The organism is Paenibacillus xylanexedens, assembly GCF_007680605.1.
Lineage (GTDB): Bacteria > Bacillota > Bacilli > Paenibacillales > Paenibacillaceae > Paenibacillus > Paenibacillus xylanexedens_B.
The window spans coordinates 1,004,239-1,024,733 of sequence record NZ_VEIO01000001.1; the positions used below are offsets into that span (position 1 = coordinate 1,004,239).

At 45.6% G+C, this 20,495-nt stretch carries 17 protein-coding genes; 14 read left to right on the forward strand and 3 right to left on the reverse strand.

Annotated elements, in window-relative coordinates; genetic code table 11:
* Positions 1-36: 36 nt before the first annotated feature.
* The 6 genes from FS818_RS04665 to bglB all read left to right on the forward strand — a co-directional run bounded on the left by FS818_RS04665 (position 37) and on the right by bglB (position 7,720).
* Complete coding sequence (locus FS818_RS04665) at positions 37-918, forward strand: AraC family transcriptional regulator (RefSeq protein ID WP_145330044.1); 882 nt, start codon at positions 37-39, stop codon at positions 916-918.
* A 22-nt stretch (positions 919-940) separates the two neighbouring features.
* Positions 941-2,212 (forward strand): ABC transporter substrate-binding protein, encoded by a 1,272-nt coding sequence (locus FS818_RS04670; RefSeq protein ID WP_145330046.1) that lies wholly within the window; start codon positions 941-943, stop codon positions 2,210-2,212.
* A gap of 102 nt (positions 2,213-2,314) precedes the next feature.
* The gene (locus tag FS818_RS04675; RefSeq protein ID WP_145330048.1) at positions 2,315-3,220 is read left to right on the forward strand and encodes a carbohydrate ABC transporter permease; all 906 of its coding nucleotides are present in this window, start codon (positions 2,315-2,317) and stop codon (positions 3,218-3,220) included.
* Positions 3,220-4,044, forward strand: coding sequence for a carbohydrate ABC transporter permease (locus FS818_RS04680; RefSeq protein ID WP_145330050.1), 825 nt, complete (start codon positions 3,220-3,222; stop codon positions 4,042-4,044). The genes FS818_RS04675 and FS818_RS04680 overlap by 1 nt, the downstream gene beginning before the upstream one ends.
* Positions 4,045-4,049: 5 nt before the next feature.
* Positions 4,050-6,605: a hypothetical protein gene (locus FS818_RS04685; protein ID WP_145330052.1), complete on the forward strand. Its 2,556-nt coding sequence runs from the start codon at positions 4,050-4,052 to the stop codon at positions 6,603-6,605.
* Positions 6,606-6,640: 35 nt separating this feature from the next.
* Entirely contained in the window at positions 6,641-7,720 is a 1,080-nt protein-coding gene (gene bglB / locus FS818_RS04690) for a beta-galactosidase BglB (RefSeq protein ID WP_145330053.1), read from the forward strand.
* A 92-nt stretch (positions 7,721-7,812) separates the two neighbouring features.
* Here the strand turns inward: bglB and FS818_RS04695 are convergent, their stop codons facing one another.
* Genes FS818_RS04695 through FS818_RS04705 form a run of 3 tightly spaced genes read right to left on the reverse strand, consistent with a single transcriptional unit; the run spans position 7,813 to position 12,171 of the window.
* Positions 7,813-8,823, reverse strand: a complete 1,011-nt coding sequence (locus tag FS818_RS04695) for a sugar ABC transporter substrate-binding protein (RefSeq protein WP_145330055.1) — start codon at positions 8,821-8,823, stop codon at positions 7,813-7,815.
* Complete coding sequence (locus tag FS818_RS04700; RefSeq protein WP_145330057.1) at positions 8,816-10,414, reverse strand: response regulator transcription factor; 1,599 nt, start codon at positions 10,412-10,414, stop codon at positions 8,816-8,818. Before FS818_RS04700 ends, FS818_RS04695 begins: the two co-directional genes overlap by 8 nt.
* Positions 10,411-12,171 (reverse strand): sensor histidine kinase, encoded by a 1,761-nt coding sequence (locus FS818_RS04705; RefSeq protein ID WP_260989780.1) that lies wholly within the window; start codon positions 12,169-12,171, stop codon positions 10,411-10,413. The genes FS818_RS04700 and FS818_RS04705 overlap by 4 nt, the downstream gene beginning before the upstream one ends.
* A 301-nt stretch (positions 12,172-12,472) precedes the next feature.
* Here FS818_RS04705 and FS818_RS04710 point away from each other — a divergent pair, with 301 nt between their 5' ends.
* The 8 genes from FS818_RS04710 (at position 12,473) to FS818_RS04745 (ending at position 20,491) form a co-directional block, all read left to right on the forward strand.
* Positions 12,473-13,495, forward strand: a complete 1,023-nt coding sequence (locus tag FS818_RS04710) for an ABC transporter substrate-binding protein (protein ID WP_145330061.1) — start codon at positions 12,473-12,475, stop codon at positions 13,493-13,495.
* A gap of 52 nt (positions 13,496-13,547) precedes the next feature.
* Positions 13,548-15,152 (forward strand): sugar ABC transporter ATP-binding protein, encoded by a 1,605-nt coding sequence (locus FS818_RS04715; RefSeq protein ID WP_313960458.1) that lies wholly within the window; start codon positions 13,548-13,550, stop codon positions 15,150-15,152.
* A gap of 7 nt (positions 15,153-15,159) precedes the next feature.
* Positions 15,160-16,200: an ABC transporter permease gene (locus FS818_RS04720; RefSeq protein WP_260989781.1), complete on the forward strand. Its 1,041-nt coding sequence runs from the start codon at positions 15,160-15,162 to the stop codon at positions 16,198-16,200.
* Complete coding sequence (yjfF, locus tag FS818_RS04725) at positions 16,190-17,164, forward strand: galactofuranose ABC transporter, permease protein YjfF (RefSeq protein WP_145330067.1); 975 nt, start codon at positions 16,190-16,192, stop codon at positions 17,162-17,164. Before FS818_RS04720 ends, yjfF begins: the two co-directional genes overlap by 11 nt.
* Before the next feature lie 116 nt (positions 17,165-17,280).
* A complete protein-coding gene (locus FS818_RS04730) occupies positions 17,281-18,330 on the forward strand; it encodes an ABC transporter substrate-binding protein (protein ID WP_145330069.1) in 1,050 nt (349 codons plus the stop codon).
* Positions 18,331-18,450: 120 nt separating this feature from the next.
* Positions 18,451-18,978, forward strand: coding sequence for an AAA family ATPase (locus FS818_RS04735; RefSeq protein WP_145330071.1), 528 nt, complete (start codon positions 18,451-18,453; stop codon positions 18,976-18,978).
* Positions 18,979-18,995: 17 nt separating this feature from the next.
* The gene (locus FS818_RS04740; protein ID WP_145330073.1) at positions 18,996-19,442 is read left to right on the forward strand and encodes a DUF2691 family protein; all 447 of its coding nucleotides are present in this window, start codon (positions 18,996-18,998) and stop codon (positions 19,440-19,442) included.
* Between the two features lie 170 nt (positions 19,443-19,612).
* The gene (locus FS818_RS04745) at positions 19,613-20,491 is read left to right on the forward strand and encodes a class I SAM-dependent methyltransferase (RefSeq protein ID WP_145330075.1); all 879 of its coding nucleotides are present in this window, start codon (positions 19,613-19,615) and stop codon (positions 20,489-20,491) included.
* Positions 20,492-20,495: the final 4 nt, after the last annotated feature.

The window sequence follows — 20,495 nt, forward strand, 5'->3', positions numbered from 1 at the left end:
TTGCTATTGATATTCTGGGAAGGGAGAGCCTCATTGATGTTAACCATACACACCCCGACGAATATGGCATTGCAGGAGAACGAAGTTTATGTGCGGTCAGTAGCTGATAATTTTCAGGATGAATGGCCTGTGCATACGCATAACGGTTATGAGATTCATTATTTTATTCAGGGGGATGCAACCTTCTTGATCGGTGACCGAATATACAAGCCGCAGCCTGGCGATATGTTTATTTTCAGAGGCGGAGTTCCCCATCGGATTAATCCTTCAAGGGAGATTGTATACAAGCGGAGTTTTGTTAATTTTACGGAACTTCTGCTATTGGACATGCTCGAACTTAGTCAATTGGATAATCTCATGTCCATATTTCGTCATCCGAATGGGCTATTGGTACACTGGTCTCCCGAGGAGCGTGAATACATTACAGCCACATTTAAGGAGATCAAAGAGGAGATGGATACCCGAAGTACGGGATGTAAAACGATGGTCAAACTAATTCTTACGCAATTGCTGCTGCGAATTTATCGGAAAATGACCAGTGAACAGTCGGTCGATCCGATTCTGATTTCTTCCCAGAAGCAGTCCAGTGTGAGCCGGGTTTTACATTATTTAAACCAGAATTATGCGGAGAATATTTCGCTGGACGAACTCTCCCAAACGTTACATCTGAATAAATATTATATCTGTCACTCCTTCAAGGAGACTACGGGATATACCATTAGTAATTATGTTATTCGCAAAAGGGTAGCCGAGGCCAAAAAGCTGCTGCTCTCCACCGATGCACCGATTTTGTCCATATCGGAGACACTTGGCTTTAATACACCTGTGTATTTCAGCAGGGCGTTTAAACAATATGTAGGTGTATCACCGCAGCTGTTCCGTAAAAACGAATTGCTTAACGCAGTAAAACACCATTAATTCTTCTTGAGGAGATGTTGAGATGACAAACAAAACATGGTTTAAAATGAGCATCAGTGTTCTGATGATCGCGGTGCTCATCATGCTGACTGCCTGTGGTGATACGGGTAACAACGCTAGTGGGAAACAGAAGTCTCTGGATTTCTTATGGTTCTCTGACGGGAAAGAAGGAGAAGTCATCAAAGAAATCATTAAAGAATACGAGCAAAGCAATACCAACGTTAAAATCAATCTGATTGAAGTTGGCTTCAAGGATATCCAAACGAAGTTGAAAACGATGTTATCTGGAGGAAAACCGCCAGCATTGAGCCGGGTTACGGATACGGGGTCTTTTGCGAACCAAGCTGTTGATCTTACTCCTTATGTAGGAAATGCGGAACAATTCGAGGATCAATTTATCGATTCCCTTAAACCTTATTATGTTATGGACAACAAACTGGTAGCCGCGCCGATGGATGTCACTGCGAATGGATTGATTTATAACAAAACCTTGTTTGATAAAGCCGGTGTCAAGGTGCCAACTTCTCCAGATGACGTATGGACCTGGGATGAATATATTGCTGCATTAAAGCAGGTAATGGACAAAGGCGGAGCACGATACGGCATGGTTTGGGATGTTACGCCGCATCGGTGGTCAACATTGTTGTACCAGAATGGCGGAAGTATCTTGACCGAGGATGGCAGTGCGGCAGCCATTAACAGTGAAGCTGGAATCCGTTCTATGGAGATGTTCAAACAGCTTCATCAAGAGGGAATCATGCCTGAATCGGTATGGCTCGGTGGAGAGAATCCGAACAACTTGTTCCGTTCCGGTACGGTAGCGGCTCACTGGGCTGGCAACTGGATGATTAGCAATTATAAGGATATTACCGACTTCGAATGGGGTGTCACCTACATGCCAAAAGGTACGCAGCGTTCTTCCGTACCCGGAGGGAAGTTCCTTATGGCCTTTAAGGGAAGCGGGCAGGAAGAGGAAGCTGCCAAGTTTATTGAATATTTAACGTCGAAAGAAGTGAATTCCAAATATAATCAGGAGTCCTTGTTCATGAGTCCGAGGAAGGACAGTTCCACACTGAATTATGAATTTGGCAAGGAGATGTTTGAAATATTCTCCGATGAACTGAAAAACAGTTCGCCTCTTGCAGCGAATGACTGGTCCAGACAAACGCTGATCTCCAAAATTTCAACGGACTTGAAAAATAATATTATGGACGTATTATCCGACAAAGCAACCCCGCAACAGGCCTTGGACATTATGGCCAAGAAGATTAATGAAGCGATTGCCAGTCAATAACACCAAAGCGTGACCTAAAGTTACGTGGTCATCACAACGGGGGCTTAGCGATTCCTGTCAGGCCCCCTTTCCATGTATTTATAGGAAGGAAGGAGCACACAGATGAGCGAAACACAACGATCCAATCCGAAAACCTTGGCAAAACAGAACAGGAAGCTTCTCATCGCTCCGTATCTGTTCATACTCCCCAACCTCCTGATCTTTGGTATTTTCATCGTTTTTCCCTCTTTGTTGGGATTGTATTATTCTTTCCATGTTTACGATGGACTGAATCCGATGAAGTTCAACGGTCTGGACAATTATATCAAGATCATGACAGATGGGGAATTCTGGTCAACCATCGGCCGAACAGGCGTCTACGCCGTCATTGTTGTACCGCTAATATATGCGGCAGCATTAGGTATTGCTTTGTTACTTGCTCGCGAGATTCGAATGCGCGGCTTATTCAGAGCCATATTTTACTGGCCAACCATGATCTCTTTTATCATCGTAGGTTTGACCTGGAAATGGATTTTCGGAGATTCGTTTGGCATTCTGAATCATTTGCTTACGATGGCAGGTGCCGAACCGATTGGCTTTCTGACCTCATCTTTCTGGGCCAACACGGCTGTAATTATAGCAACAGTATGGTCACGGGCGGGCTTTTTCATGGTCATTTTTATCGCGGGCTTGCAGGCCATACCTACAGATTATTATGAGGCTGCACGCTTGGATGGAGCAACGGGCACCAAAGTGTTTCGTTATATTACCCTGCCGCTATTGAAGCCAACAAGTCTACTAGTGGTCATGCTTTGTCTCATTGATGCGTTTAAAGCTTTTCCACTTATGTTTGCGCTTACAGGCGGTGGCCCGGGGAAAGAAACGACGTATGTTGTTCAATACATTTACGAAATTGGCTTTAACAGGCAGGAATTAGGTCTTGCCAGTGCCATGTCCGTTATTTTGTTTATACTTATTGGCGGTTTCTCGGCACTTCAATTCCGCTTATCGAAAGGAGGAGCTGTCTGATGGTGACGAAACCTATGGCCAAAATTGCAATCTACAGTATATTGAGTGTGGCCGCAGTGTTATGGCTCCTGCCTGTACTATGGGTTGTGATCTCTGCGCTGAAAACCAATAGCGATCTATACAGCTTTCCTCCCAAATTGTGGCCAGATCCAGTGACCTTTGAACATTTCACGGCGGCATTCAAAAAAGGCGATTTTGGCTTGTATTTTATGAATAGCACGATCGTCACGATATCTTCGACGCTGCTGTTGTTACTGATCAATTCCATGGCAGGTTTTGCACTCGCAAAGTATCGCTTCCGCGGAAGCTCCATTATACTCATTGCTTTTATCTCAACACTTATGATCCCGATTGAGGTCATTATGATCCCGATCTTCAAAGTGCTGAGTGCACTTGGTTTATATAACACCCTGCTTGCGATCATCATTCCGCCTGCAGCAACGCCGACAGGGGTGTTCCTTATGCGGCAATATTTGCTGACCGTGCCGGACGAGCTGCTTGAAGCGGCTCGTATGGATGGAGCAGGGGAATGGAAAATTTACTGGAGCATTATTCTTCCCATAGCCAAGCCGATCCTCGCTGTGCTTGCAATTTTTTCCTTCATGTGGAGATGGGATGATTTTGTATGGCCGTTAATCGCAATTAGTGATCCATCCAAATATACGATCCAGCTGGCGCTCTCTAATTTTATTGGGGAATACAACGTCGATTGGGGAAGCCTGCTTGCGATGTCTGTCATCACGATGCTTCCGGTACTGATTGTTTTTATGGTTTTCCAGCGTTATTTTGTCAGCGGTATGATTACTTCAGGCATGAAAGGATGAGTTAAATGGTAGAATCCACCCAGGGCGGGACGGATACGTTGAATTACAAGCCGATGAAATTAGGCGAAAATCAAGTGATCAATCATTGGTTGATCAGTGGTATATATACGAAGCCTGTTACCTTTGTTCCAACAACGATGGAGGGAGATATTAATGATTGGCTAATCGATGGATTTGCCATTCACGAAAACCCGTGCAGGCAGGAATTTGTTGAAAATAGAAGATCACAGCCCTTATCCCGGTTTTTCGATCAATGGAGTGAGTTTCCGGGTCCCGGAGATCCATTTCGCGGAGAGCAGGATGGGATGCCATGGGAGATCTATTCTCCCTGGGGTAATCCACGAGTAGAGAAATCAGGTTTCTGGTTTGTGCCTACCCATCTTCGCAGTTATGCGGCGACACGCCTCGTATCTCCAATCGCTCATACGGCCTCATTCCGGATTAAAACATACGGAAGCTTGACCCTGTGGATTAACGGAGAACAGGTAACGGACTTTGCACCGCTTATTCGTAACAAGGAGCAGGAGGTCATTATTCAAGCCGAACTACTCGCCGGAATGAATGAGATTTATGCCTGCTGGGAGGATTTGGCTGAACGGGATACGATGTATGCATTCGCAGTAGAATATCTTGGAAAAGAGGAATTGCATATTTCGCTGCCTATAGCATCTCATTTGGTAGAGCCTGTGCAAGCTGCAGAACGTGCCTTGGAACAAGCCTATTTTCCTTCTGATATTTTCAGAGGCGAACAGATTAGACTTAAGCTTCCGCTTCCCTTGCCAGATATCGTCAGAGAAATGCATATCCAGTATGGCAATTTCTTCGATGGCACCGAAAATAAGACGGTACAGATCGCCGAGAAGTCAACCGATCTGATTCTAGGGCATACCAATGAAATTGGACATCATTACGTATATTTCACGCTGACGATCTCCGTTTCGAACGTAGTTCTGACGAAGAAGTTTGGCTGCCAATCCTACGATACCCGTTATGATGAGGCTGCTCAGCAAGCGAAGGATATGGAGGCACGGAAATCTTTGGCTTTGCAATGTATCGCAGGGAAGGGAAGCTCTAACATTCACACAGCGATCGCCATGCTCAAAACCAATGGTAATGTGCAAGAGGCGGAGAACATGCTGCTGGAAGGCATAGAAGGCATCGAGCAACGGAAGGATTGCAGTGATTTTTATCTAGTTGGACTTTTCCGGCTGTGGAGAGATGAACGAAATAGCGGTTTGTTCAATGAAGCGTTCTGGGATCGGGTCAAAGCAAGTATTCTGAACTATCGTTACTGGATTGATGAACCAGGCGATGATGTGATGTGGTTTTTCAGTGAGAATCATGCCTTGTTGTTCCATACAAACGAGCTGTTAGCCGGACAACTGTTCGGGGACGAAATGTTCAGCAACAGTGGGGAAAACGGCGAAGTTCATCGTCAGAAGGCAGAGAAGAGACTTGCTTTATGGTTTGAACGCTTTATGGAAGAAGGATTGGCTGAATGGAATTCCAGTGCGTACATTCCCATTGATGCCGTTGGACTCTTGCATATTTACGAGTTTGCTCAGAATGAACAACTTAGAGAGCAAGCGAAAAAAGCAATGGATTTGTTATTTTATTATATTACGATTCAGATGCATCAAGGGGTGATGTCAACCACGTTTGGCCGTAGCTACGAGAAAGAATTGCTGGGGAGTTATGCCGCGGGAACAACGTCTATGTGCTGGATCGGTTATGGTGTCGGTCATGTGAACAATTATTCAATCAGCAATGTGGCCTTGAGTTTATCCGATTACATGCCTCCTGCGGAGTATCAGAAACATCTCTTGCTTGAGGAAAATCAGCAACTAACGTTTACCAATCAGCAGGGCAAGGGAGGATATGCCAAACTCTATCATTATCGAACAGCAGCATACGCCCTGTCCTCCATTATAAACTTTAGACCAGGCAAGCCAGGTTATCAGGAGCATGTCAACCATCTGTCCCTGTCGCCAGAGGCGCAGGTATGGGTGAATCATCCCGCAGAGATATACAAGCATGGAGACGGTCGACCTTGTTTTTGGGCCGGAAACGGCATTTTGCCTGACGTTGTTCAGCATGAAGCAATCGCTTTGATGATGTTTGACATTCCGGCAACGCATACTTCGGATTGGACACATGCTTATTTTCCTACGTCATTTTTCACAACATGGGAGAAACATGAGAATTGGTATTTTGGCTGTCTGAATAAAGGGTATGTGGCTCTATACGCAGCGAATGGGACGAGCATGGAGAAGAACGGAGTGACAAGAGAGCGTGAGCTTGTTTCTCCTGGATTACGTAACGCATGGATTATCAGAGCAGGAAATGAATCGCAATTCGGATCATTCAGCCAATTTATAGATCAAATTCGTTCCTCCAGCCCGCAATTTGATCGTAATTCTCTGACGCTCAGCCTGACCGATCCGATATACGGTTCCGTTCAGTGGGGAATGAACAAACCTTTGCTTGTTCGAGGAGAGGAATTTGTACATGAAGGTTACGGCGTAAGAGGAAAGTTGCAATTACAGGACATTAAACGTTGAATCGTATGCAATAAATCTAGGGAGTGACAGCCAAAATGCCGAATCAAGAGGTACTTCTGGAGAACATAAACAAGGTATCCGATGCGATGAAATCGATGAAAAATACAAGCATCAACGAGCAGTTTCCGATTGGGCTGATCGACATTCATCTATGGGAATGGCCGCAAGGGGTCGGACTTTACGGTCTCCTTCAGCTCTATGAAGCAACAAAGGACGCAGAGGTGCTTCGTTTTCTTGAATCATGGTACGATGCTAGGCTCAACGAAGGACTACCAGAGAAAAATGTGAATACCTGTGCACCGTTGCTTACGTTGATTTCAATATGTGAATTGACCGGGAACGAGAAGTATGAACGTGTCTGTGAAGAATGGAGCAACTGGATTATGGAGGAACTGCTGCGAACCGGAGATGGCGCGTTCCAGCATATGATCACGGGAGATGCGAATGACGGACAAATTCTGATTGATACACTGTTTATGACGGTGTTGTTTTTGGCCAAAGCAGGAGTACACTTTGAGAAACCAGCCTATGTGGAAGAAGCCAAGCGACAGTTCCTTGTGCATATTAAATATCTGTACAATAAACAAACCGGATTGTTCTATCACGGCTGGGATTTCAATGAAAACCATAACTATGGTGCTGTTCATTGGGGGAGAGGCAATGCGTGGTATACGGCCGGAGTGATGGATTTTCTAAATATCATCCCCATTGAAGATGGGCTGAAGGCTTATCTACTGGATACAGCGACTGCGCAAGTCAGAGCACTTAGCAAGCTGCAGCATGAGGATGGCATGTGGCACACGGTACTGGATGATCCAGACTCCTACAAAGAAACGTCTGCAACGGCAGCGTTTGGATACGGAATTCTCAAGGGAATCCGGTACGGCTACCTGGACGAGTCCTATCGGGGTATCGGCATGAAGGCGCTTGAAGCCGTGCTCCGACATATTAATGAAGACGGAGTTGTGCAGCAGGTATCTTATGGAACGCCTGTGGGGAATGATGCACAGTTTTATAAAGATATACCGATCAGTCCGATGGGGTATGGACAAGCCTTGACGTTATTTATCCTCATTGAGGGCTTGCGGTCTTCAGTCGTAGCAGAAGTGTCTTAAAAAAGATAATACTCTTTACATGATCCGATTAAATATACCCTATAGCTAAGCCCTCTGAAAGGGTATTGCTATAGGGTGATTTTGATTCGTTACTATTCAGATGTAACCTCAGTTTGGTTGATTTCCTTTATCCCCGTGTTAATAAAATTCTCAACAGGAAGTCCTTCACTTGCACGCAGCAACGTCTCAATCATTTTTGTTCCCCATACCTGTTCGTTTTGCGAAATCACGGCTGATATCTGCCCATTTAACAGTCCTTCCTCACTAATTGAATTGCCACCAAAAGCAATAAGATGCCGGTTCAAGCCCTTGGCTTTCCAAACGAGTGCAGAGGCTGAAACGGATACAAAATCCAGCCCCACAACGGCATTAAAATGGGGGTGTGCATCAATCATCGATTCAATATCGTTGACGGCTCGATCTTCATTGCCTTGATTGTATCTGACTTCCAAAATTTCGATGTCGGTGTCATTACGAATATAATCTATGAAACCGTCCAGACGCTGTTGCAGACCAACCATCTCTTCCATACCACTTTCGACCAGAATCATGCCTTCATTATTCAGTAGCCTGGCTGTGGTCTGAGCAAACTGTCGCCCGGTTTGATAATTGTCTGCTCCGACATACGCCACCCGTTCGCTGGAAGGGGCATCGGATTCAAATGTAATCACCGGAATACCTGCTGCCGTAGCTTTATGAATGACCGGTGTAAGCGCGGCAATATCAATAGGAGCGATGGCGATCCCGTCAACATGTTGTTTGATCATGTTTTCCAGAATGCGAATTTGCTGTTCGGTACTTGCTTCGTCTGGCGCGTTGACGGTAAGCGTCACATGATGTTTTTCAGCAGATTGCGCAGCATCCATCGTAATCATCTCATATGTCGGATAGGTCATCGGATAGATGATTCCGAAGGTTTTGTTTTTGGACGCGGATGGTTCCACAGCTGTAGCAACATACTGGCTTATTTCCTGACTTTTGGGATGTAAAGCGCCTGATTCCGAATGTATCGTTGGACTCGAAGGGACTCTTGTGCAAGAGGTTACCAGTGATGCAAACAAGATCAACAACAAGAGCCAGCGAGCCCTTTGGAGCTTACTCATACATGGGCTCTTTTCTCATGTCCACAGATGATTCATCGGGTACCACGGCCCCCCGTGTGCGATATTCCTTGGGTGTACATCCGGTGGTCTTTTTGAATATATTTGAAAAATAGTGTGGATCGTTATATCCAACCTTGAATGCAATCTCAAATGTCTTGTTGCTCGTTGTTTTCAGCAGTTCTTTGGCTTTGCCGATTCTCACTTGGGTTAAGTATTCCGTTATGGTCTGACCGGTTTCCTGGCTGAAAATTTTACTGAGATGACTTGGGCTAATACGTACATGTGCTGAGATACTCTTCAAGGAAACCTGCTCGTTATTGTATTGCCCAGACACATACGCTTTGACCTGATCAATGACATCACTGTATTTGCCCGAAGAGGCTGCTCTTCGCTGCCATAATTGATCGAGCAGATCACACAAGTATTGGGTACAGGCTTCCCAGCTTGTAATTCCCCGGATCATCTGCTGCAAACTCCGAATGTTCTCGTCCGGGTCGGCGCTCATACGAAAGATTTGATTCGCGATACGGAAGGATTCTAGAGTAAGATCGTTTAACAAATAAACGCCATACGATGAAGAATTCCAGTCCATCGACTGTAATGGAGCTGCGAATTCCTTCACAAAGCTGTCACGCAGATGGGGGTCACCAATCTTGAGAAATTCAAGAAACCGGCTGCGATCTAACAAAATATTCATTTTCTCATCCAGGTGAATCTCCCGTAACGAGGCTTTGTTTTGCTGGGTCAAACGCGTGATATATTTGTCTTCATCTGCTTCCAGATAGGAAACATGAATGCCTTGCAGGCGTTCCTGATGACTTCCAATGCCAATAACGACACTGCAGTTGAGCTGTTGCTCCAGATCCAGACGGATCTGTCCTCGAAGCTGTTCCAGATAAGCCATAATACGGTTTTCGGAGCTGGATTTGAGCAACAGCACCCGTTCCGTTCGACTACGAATGTAAGAGAGGAGCTCTACATCAACGCTACAGCATTCCTCCAGAATCCGAAGTGTTTTATTTAATAATAACTCCGAATTTTGAGAATCATCATGGGGTCTGATATCCATAATGACGATGGTGTAGAATTTGGCTGAAAGAGACAGTGAGAGCTTTTTGGCAGAATCGATGGCATCCGAAGTGCCGATGAGCCCCCCGCACAGATCGGCGAGCAATTTTTCTTTGGTCATTGTAAGGCTAGTCAGTCGTTGTTCTTCATCATCCATCTTCTGGCTGACTTCATGCAATATCTGAAGAAGTTCTGTTGCGCTAACGGGTTTAAGACAATATTCGGTAACGCCAAGCCGGATCGCCTCCTGGGCATAACTGAACTCATCATGTCCGCTCATAATAATGATCTTGATCTGGGGTTTTTGTGCACGGATGATAGAGGCCAGCTCTAAACCGTTCATAAACGGCATTTTAATGTCGGTAATGAGAATATCAGGTGCCCATTCTTCGATTAAGGGTAAAGCTAGCTCCCCGTCCGGTGCATCTCCACAGTAGTGAAAACCTTCCTTTTCCCATTGTACGCTGTTACGTATGTTCTCCCGAATCCCGATCTCATCATCGACAATCATTACCTTTTTCAATGCTGAACCTCCTTGCTTTTGGGGATGCGAATCTGAAACGTACTTCCTTCCATATACGTGCTTTCCATCTCAACGCCATAGGACGGGCCGAAATAGAGACGAATACGGTCATGCACATTCAGCAGACCAAACCCGCCGTCTTGCTCATTTTCTTGAGGGGAACGGGAGCCTGCCGGTTGATCTAGTTTTTCTCTCAACTGGTTTAGTTGTTCAGTGGTCATACCAATGCCGTTGTCCTGCACGGTGAGCACAATACTTGTATCGTCCGAGCAACCCTGAATCGAGATGAGCCCTTGACCACGTTTGTTTTTAATGCCATGATAGATGGCGTTTTCAATCAAAGGCTGTAGAGTCATTTTCAGAATGGGATACTCCTGAAGCTCCTGCTCAACCTTGATTTCGTATGTCAAAATATCGTGATACCTCATCTGCTGAATTACCAGATAATTGCGTGCATGTTCAAGCTCCGTTTGGATCGATACCCAATCAAAGCCTTTGTTCAGACCCAACCGAAAGAACTTGGAGAGCGCCTGAACCAGCTTGATCACACTTTCCTTTTTTTCGGCTTCGGCCATCCAGATGATAGACTCCAGCGTGTTGTATAGAAAATGAGGGTTAATCTGCGCTTGCAACGTTCGCAATTCGGCTATTTTGACTTGTTCATTTTCTTTGATGCTTTGGTCAATAAGTGTTTTAATTTGCTCCAGCATAATGTTGAAACTTTGCCCTAAATCCGCGATTTCGTCCGAACCGGTAGGGGTGACTTTGACCTCCAGATATCCGCTGGCCGCTTTGCGCATCTTGTTCATGAGAATCTGTATGGGATGAATGAGTCTGTTATTCAGGAAAAAATATAAAGAAATCGCAAAGAATGCGCTTAATAAAACACTGATGATAATTAACTGGCGAATACCATTGGCCTCCGTAATAATTTCTTGAAAAGGCGCAGCACCGATGATTTTCCATCCCGTCTGTCTGGATGTACTATATACAACAAACTGCGGTTTCGAGCCTGCGGACAAGTTAAAGCTGTCTTGCTCTGCGTGCAGAGGCACGGAGTTGATCTGGTTGATGATGGCGAGGGATGCCTCGCTTGCGGGCGGTGTGAAAAGTGTTTTCCCGTATTGATCGTTAATATAAAAGAAGCCGGAATCCTTAATTTTCGTCGTAGTCAAAAAATCATCAATGAATGAATCATTCATATCAATCACAATAAAGCCGATCACTTCGTGTGTAATGCGTTCTTTGACGGTCGTCATAATTGAAAGCGCATTCTGTTTTGGGTATACGAATCCATCCAAACGGTTATATTCCGCATAAGGTGCAGCATGAGGAATTCGCAATATAGCGTTTGGGTACTGTACCAGATACTGAAAATAGGGATTGCGAAGCGGGTTACGATCCAGCTTGAACACTCCTTTTCGTTCACTGATGCCTTTGCCATAGAAGTTAACAAATGAGATGTTGAGTACCTTATCGTATTTGTAGGTTTCGCGGTAGAGATTGTAGGTCTGTAAAATAGCCTTGGCTTCGTCATACGACTCGGATTGCGCGTACAAATACTGTAGAACTTGTGGATTCTTGCCCAGTTCTAGCAGCCGTTCCGTATCTTCAAACATGATGTCAATGTTTCTGGCAAGCTGGTCGGCAGCCAGTTGGGTGGAGGCTTTGTTGTGATTCGATACAACGGTATATGACTTGTGGTACGAAATTAATCCAACGATAATCAGCGGTACAGAACTGAGGATGATGAACATGCTGAGTAATTTAAGTCTGAGACTCGAAGCTATCCAACTAACAAGTTTCAACGTATTCCACTCCATCTGAAGGGATCATGATCCAAACGTAGCATTATTATAACATGAATTTAGCCAATGAAAGCGTATCGCAAAATAGTACACCATTCACTAAAAAAATTACACGTTTCTATAACATCTCCTCCACAATTACTAAATTATTACATAAAATTCGCATCACATTCCATGTAAGTGCATGTTGTAAGCGTTTTATAATGTGATCACACCACACAAGGTGAACTGAAAAAGGGAGGATCACATGATGCGAAGCAAAAAAAAGTGGGGACTCGCCATCACACTGGCAATGGTTATGCTTGTTAGTACGGCGTGTAACAGCAGTAATGGGACATCCGGTACAAATCAAGCGAGTTCTGGAGGAGATAGCGGAAGTACATCTGCGACTTCCAAGACGATTACACTTGGTTTTTCTCAAGTGGGTGCGGAGAGCGGCTGGCGTTCAGCCAACACCAAATCCATTCAGGACTCTGCCAAGGAAGCCGGGTATGATCTGAAATTCTCGGACGCGCAGCAGAAACAGGAAAATCAGATCAAAGCCTTGCGGTCTTTTATTCAGCAGAAGGTGACTGTGATTGCCTTTTCCCCGGTGGTGGAGTCAGGTTGGGATACGGTCTTAAAAGAAGCGAAGGATGCAGGCATTCCGGTCATTCTGACGGACCGTGCCGTAGATTCACCGGATAAATCCTTGTACAAGACATTTATCGGTTCCGACTTTGTAGAAGAAGGACGTAAAGCGGGCCAGTGGCTGAGCGATAAGTATAAAGATGCACAAGAGGAGATCAATATTGTTGAACTGCAAGGTACAACAGGTTCTGCTCCAGCGAATGATCGCCAGGAAGGTTTTATGGAGATCATTGGTTCCAATGCCAAACTGAAAGTGATCGCGTCCCAATCCGGTGACTTTACTCGTGCCAAAGGGAAAGAGGTTATGCAGGCATTCCTCAAGGCCCATAAAAAAATCGATGTTCTCTATGCACACAATGACGACATGGCACTTGGCGCCATTCAGGCGATTGAAGCTGCCGGTTTAAAACCAGGTGTAGATATCACCATTATCTCCGTTGATGCGGTGAAAGATGGGATGCAGGCCGCCGCCGATGGCAAGATCAATTTTATCGTGGAATGTAACCCGCTGCTCGGACCTCAGTTGATGGAGGCGGTTCAGGCTGTGGTGGACGGCAAAGAGATTGAGCCTCGCATCGTCACGGAAGAAACGACCTTTACATCGGAGCAAGCCAAAGAGGCACTGCCATCACGGCAATATTAAAAGCAGCTGCGGTTAACACCGAAAAGTCATTTTTCGACCTCACTGTCGCTAAATGACTTTTTTCTATCCAATCGGAGGGGGCCGATCGAATGCGAACGGCTTCTACAATAAAGGAGCGATGGATATGGAGGATCATCACACCCCCATCCTGCAAATGACAGGCATTACCAAACGTTTTCCAGGCGTTAAAGCACTCTCTAACGTCAGCTTTCGCCTGTTTCCCGGTGAAATTCATGCACTAATGGGTGAGAATGGCGCGGGAAAATCAACATTGATCAAAGTACTGACAGGGGTTTACTCGATCGACGAAGGTACGGTAACGATGGACAATCGAACACTTGCCATATCAGGGCCGCTGGAGGCTCAAAAAGCGGGGATCAGCACGGTATATCAGGAAGTGAATCTTTGTCCGAATCTGACGGTAGCAGAGAACATTTATATCGGGCGGGAGCCGATAAAGTTTGGCCGAATTAACTGGAAACAGATGAACCAGGATGCGGAGAAGCTGTTACGTGAACGATTAAATCTGGTCATCGACGTAAAAGCGCCCCTGCAGACCTATTCGGTAGCGGTACAGCAACTCATCGCCATTGCTAGAGCACTTAGCATCTCGGCCAAAGTCCTTATTTTAGATGAACCGACTTCCAGTCTGGATAAAAATGAGGTGCAGCAGCTCTTCCAGATTATGCGCAAGCTGAAGAGTGAAGGACTGGCGATTCTGTTCGTCACTCATTTTCTCGACCAAGTGTACGAAATGTCAGATCGCCTGACCGTGCTACGCAATGGTGAACTCGAAGGGGAGTATATTGCCGCCACGCTTCCTCGTATGGAACTCGTGCTCAAGATGATTGGCAAAGAGCTCGAAATACTGGAGGAACTTCCAAAGCAAACGGGCGAAAGGAAGTCAGAGACAGAAGTGGAGGCAGATGCAAGGGAGGTCATGATTACCGCAACGGGATTGGGACGAAAAGGGGCCATTGACCCATTTGACTTAACGATTCGCAAGGGAGAAGTTGTGGGTTTGGCCGGATTGCTTGGATCGGGGCGTACAGAGATTGCTCGTCTGATCTTTGGCGCAGATCGTGCGGACGAAGGCAAGTTGACGGTTGCAGATACAGGTAACTCGGTAAAGTCACCGCGGCATGCGATTGACCAACATATTGCCTTTTGCTCGGAGAATCGCAAAACCGAAGGGATCATCGACGATCTGACGATCAGGGAGAACATTGTTCTTGCCTATCAGGCGACACGGGGCTGGTCAAAGCCTATCTCTCGAAAAAAACAGGATGAGCTTGCGGAGAGATATATCAATCTGTTACAGATTCATCCTAAAAATCCGGAGCAGCTGATCAAAAACCTGAGTGGTGGCAATCAGCAGAAAGTTTTGCTTGCGCGCTGGTTATTGATGAATCCCGATCTGCTGATCCTCGATGAGCCTACACGCGGCATTGATATTGGGGCGAAGGCAGAGATTCAGAAGCTGGTGCTGTCGTTGTCGAAGCAAGGCATGGGGGTTCTGTTTATTTCCTCGGAGCTGGAAGAAGTGATTCGGGTTAGCGACCGGGTAGCCGTGCTGCGAGACCGAAAAAAAGTAAAAGAGCTCAGTGGTGAAGAGATCAATCAGCAGCAAATTATGAAAGCGATGGCAGGAGGTTGACGTCATGATGAGCAGGATGCGAAAACATCATTTGTTTTGGCCGTTATGTATGCTGGGTGTACTTTTATTATTTAACTTGCTTTATTCGCCCGATTTTTTCTCGCTTGTGATACGTGAAGGCAATCTATATGGCAGTCTGATCGATATTCTCAATTTCGGCGCACCGCTAATTCTGGTATCCATTGGTATGACCCTAGTCATTGCAACCGGCGGTATTGATCTGTCCGTAGGTTCGATCGTAGCGATCTCGGGGGCGATGGCTTGTATGACGATCAGTAAAGGAACGGATCAAAGCTCCCTCTGGCTTGTTTTGAGTGCACTTGCGTTATCCATCGGTCTTTCTCTGGTCCTTGGCGTGTGGAACGGAGCACTGGTATCCGTAGCTCAAATCCAACCGATTATCGCAACGCTCATTCTTATGGTGGCTGGCCGAGGTGTTGCCCAATTAATCACTGACGGACAGATTATAACGGTCTCCAATGCACAATATCAGTACATTGGCGCGGGTTCACTCGCAGCGTTGCCTTTTTCGATTTTCATCGTATTGACGGTACTTCTCGTTGCCGTTCTTCTCACCAGAAAAACAGCACTCGGGTTGTTTATTGAGTCCGTTGGCAATAACGCGCGGGCCAGCCAACTTGCTGGCATTCGTTCCAAAACCGTCATCCTTGCCGTTTATGTGTTCTGTGGTCTCTGCGCGGGGATTGCAGGATTGATTCTTAGCTCCAATGTATCCAGTGCGGACGGTAATAACGCCGGACTTTGGTATGAGCTGGACGCCATTCTGGCCGTCGTGATCGGTGGAACTTCGCTGAATGGTGGACGTTTCTATCTGATGGGTACGGTGGTCGGTGCGCTGATTATCCAGACCTTAACGACAACCATCTACATGATTGGTGTTCCGCCAGAGGTTACACTCGTTGTCAAAGCCTTCGTTGTGCTCGTCGTATGTCTAATCCAATCCGATGCTTTCCGCAAGACTATGGCAGAGCGCCTGAAAAAGCGGAAGTTTCCGGCTGAACAAGGGGTGAATCGCCATGTATCTTAATCGAAAATTGCTCCCGGTTCTGGTTACCTTTGGCTTGCTGGCTGTCATGATTGCTATTGGCTCGTTCCGTTACACGGGTTTCTTTTCCACACAAGTTCTGTTTAATCTGCTGATTGATAATGCTTTTCTCATTGTGACGGCGATTGGCATGACCTTTGTAATCGTATCCGGGGGCATTGATCTGTCCGTTGGTTCGGTCATTGCGCTGACAACCATTATTAGTGCGAGTTTGGTTGAAAAACAAGGCTGGTCGCCCACGGTTGTCATTCCCTTGGTGCTTATTATGGGCGCGGTGTTTGGCACATTGATGGGAGCCATCATTCATTATTTTAAAATTCAGCCCTTCATTGTGACACTCGCTGGGATGTTTCTTGCAAGGGGACTCTGTTATGTCATCAGTACCGACACCATTACGATTACCAACTCGTTCTATACGGACGTTGCTCAAGCCAAGATTCCGCTACCTGGAGGCAGCTTCGTTTCCATTAATGTAATCATAGCTCTGATCATCTTATTGCTTGCCATCTTCCTTGCCCACTACACCCGTTTTGGACGTAATGTTTACGCCATTGGCGGAAGTGAGCAATCGGCCATGCTGATGGGTCTTCCTGTAGCCCGCACCAAAATTTTGGTGTATACCTTCAGCGGTTTTTGCTCTGCGCTGGCAGGCGTTGTATTTACATTCTATATGTTATCCGGTTATGGTTTACACGCGATGGGTATGGAACTGGATACGATTGCAGCGGTTGTTATCGGGGGAACATTGTTGACGGGTGGCGTTGGTTACGTAGCCGGCACGTTCCTTGGTGTATTGATCCAGGGGGTTATCCAAACTATAATTAGTTTCGAAGGCACGCTCAGTTCCTGGTGGACGAAGATTGTGATCGGTCTGATGCTGTTTGTCTTTATTTTATTCCAACGACTTCTCAGTGAACGGCGAGTATCCGCCAAATCATTGCATTAACCTGTTTTAACATAAGGCAACTTAACTACACAGTACACATTGACGATAAACCCGTAAAATCAGATTGCTGTGAGGGAATTGGCGGTTATAAATGATGTTTGAGGGGGAAGGATCTGGTGAGAAAAGTTGTGAGCTGGTTGAGTCTGCTACTTCTGTTGTGTCTCTCTGGATGCACCATGGCTGAATCCGAGTCCAAGCCCTCTCCTGTCCCGTCAAACGTTGAATCCCTGCCCTCGTTAGAGGAATGGATGCAATCAGCGGAATATAACTTGCCTTCCAAAGAACCGATTATATTGGGCTTTTCGCAACTGGGTACGGAGAGTGCCTGGCGTATCGCCAATTCCACCTCCATTCAGGATGCCGCCAAGGAATCCGGGATTACCCTTATTATAAAAAATGCAGAGCAGTCTCAGACGAAACAATTTGAGGCTGTTCGTTCGTTTATCAAGCAAAAAGTAGATGTGATCGCGATTGCACCGGTGGTGGAATCGGGCTGGGATGATATTCTGCAGGAAGCGAAGCAAGCCGGAATTCCTGTCATTATCGTAGATCGATCCGTTGACGCGAAGGATACTTCTCTGTTTGTAACGACAATAGGTTCAGATTTCTATGAAGAAGGTGTGAAAGCCGGAAAGTATATTCAGGACCGGCTGAGAAATATACCAGGAACGATTCGAATTGCTGAATTGCAGGGTACAAGCGGATCAACGCCGTCTATTCAGCGGGGTGAGGGCTTCCGAAGTGTTTTAGGGGATAAGGAGAATATTGTGTTCTCGCAAAGTGCCCCTGCTGATTTTACAGAAGACAAAGGCAGGCAAGTGATGGAAGAGTTTCTTCAAGTTCGGGAAGAGGAACGACCACAAGTCCTTTTTGCACATAATGACGAGATGGCTTTTGGCGCTATTCAGGCGATTCAGGATGCTGGCTTGAAACCTGGAGAGGACATCATCATTGTGTCGGTAGACGGCTCACGGAAAGCGCTGCAGATTTTGGCGGACGGACAGATTAACGCCGTGGTGGAATGTAACCCGTTACTTGGCCCTCAGCTCATGCAGGCTGCCAAAGAAATTATGGCAGGGCGCACACTTCCGAAACGTATGGTACCCCGAGAGGATATTTTCACACAAGAAAGTGCGAAGCGTGAGATGCTTAATCGAAAATTTTGAGCGGCCAGAGTTTATAAGAAATCCTGTTGGACATCCCGACGGGATTTTGCATTTTTGCATTTTAATTAAAGATGACTTATAGTATTTAGCCGGTATGATTTCATGTGAAGGAGTGGGTGTATGATCATCATGATTAATGGCGCATTTGGTTCCGGTAAGACTTCAGCAGCAAAGGCACTACAGCCAAGAATTGAAAATAGCATGATCTATGATCCAGAAGAGATTGGTTATATGGTCCGAAAGCTTCTGCCTGAGGAACATCGGGAAGAACAGGAGCGCACGGATGATTTTCAGGATATTGAACTCTGGAAAGTGTTGACGGTGAACGCTGCGAGAGAGGTGAAGCAAAAATACAATAAACATTTGATTGTTCCCATGACGCTCTATAAAAAAGTTAACTTTGATTACATCTATAATGGGTTAAAGGAGATTGACCCGGACCTGCATCATTTTTGTTTGACGGCTGAGCTAGAGACGATATATCAGCGACTTGCCAAGCGTGGAGATGAATTCGGCGGCTGGCAATATCAACAAGCACCGAAGTGTGTTGATGCGTTCAAGGAAGTTGCATTCGAAACCCGAATTGCGACAGATCATCTGGCGACGGATGAAGTGATCGATATCATTTTGCGGAAAGTGAAAGGGTAAAACGACGAGGAGACAATATGAAAAGAGGCATACAATTTCAAATTCCAAATGAATATGGGAGCTTTTTGGGAGAAATCCTGAAACCGATCAAAATCGCGGATTATGACTGGTTTGTTGGCGGGGAAGAGTCCTATCTAGTGGTTGAGAATAGCTTGGGAGACAGTCTTTTTCCAGACCGGGTTATGGGCATGGCAGGCGAAGAGTTGCAGCAAATGATTGATGATAACAACTATTATTTGATCTTTGCCAATCTGAAGGCCTATCCGAAAGGTACAGCAATTATAGATATAGAGACATATGAAGACTATGCAGAGAGTGAATGTCAGCTCGCATTGCTTGTCATAGATAGCAGTTACGTTGCGGTATACATTAAAGATGCGGAAATACGGGAAGAAATGCTTGAGCATATCAAGAGACTGAGATACGAAGCACTGCATTATATTACGGATGATAATGACGTATGAACAAAACTGTCCGTCTGGTGATAATTGCTGGAAGTTCGGGAACAGATCATCCTGAAGTTGGATAGACTATGACATATTTTAGGAGTAGAATGGGATGTGCTGAATTGTAAATGAAGTTAGATGAAGTTCTTTGGAGATATGAATACGTTTACAAGTGAGGGGTGTAACTATTGTCGGATTATTATTGGGATAACCAAATAGAGTATCTGAGAAATACACGCTGGCTTTATTATAACGATGATTATCTCGAATTTCTGGTTGAACGCGTTTGGAAGATTAAACAAGCCGTACATATGATTGATTATGGATGTGGTTTTGGTTACATGGGACTGAAGCTACTCCCGCTCCTGCCTGTTGGTTCACGATACACGGGTATAGATCAAGGATCAGAACTGATTAAACATGCGAAAGAGCTCTTTGCACAAACGTCTTATCAAGCTGAATTAATAGAAGGTGACATTGAAACGGTGCAGGTCGAACGAACCCATGACATCGCGATATGTCATGCTTTTTTGTTACATATGTCAGAACCACGTGTGGTATTGGAAAAGATGATTGGCAGTGTGGTGGATGGAGGCCGAGTGATTTGTTTCGAGCCACACTGGATTGCCAACATGGCGAGTTATGCAATAGATGGCATGGAGCAGTCCAGTATTATGCACCTGGGGGTACTTCAGAAGTTGTATGAGTATGGTGCCAGAAAGAGTGGCAAAGACGGAAATATAGGCATGAAGATTCCGACAATGCTCAGTAAGCTTGGTGTTAAAGGCGTGGAATGCAGAGTAAGCGATCGGGTTAACTTTCTAGATCAACAGATGGATGAATCGGATAAACATACGTTGTATAACGCGTTAAAAGAAGAAGGGTTAGGAGCCGTCCCGGGTAACCGGGATGAAGTCATTGCCCACCTCATTGGACGAGGATTAACTTCCGAGGAAGCCATCCATCAGTATGAGGCAGAGGAGCGTTTTGCTAGAAAGCTCAATGAAAACTCGTATATGACTTATGCTCCGAACATGAAAATTACTAGCGGAATTGTAGTACGATGAATTC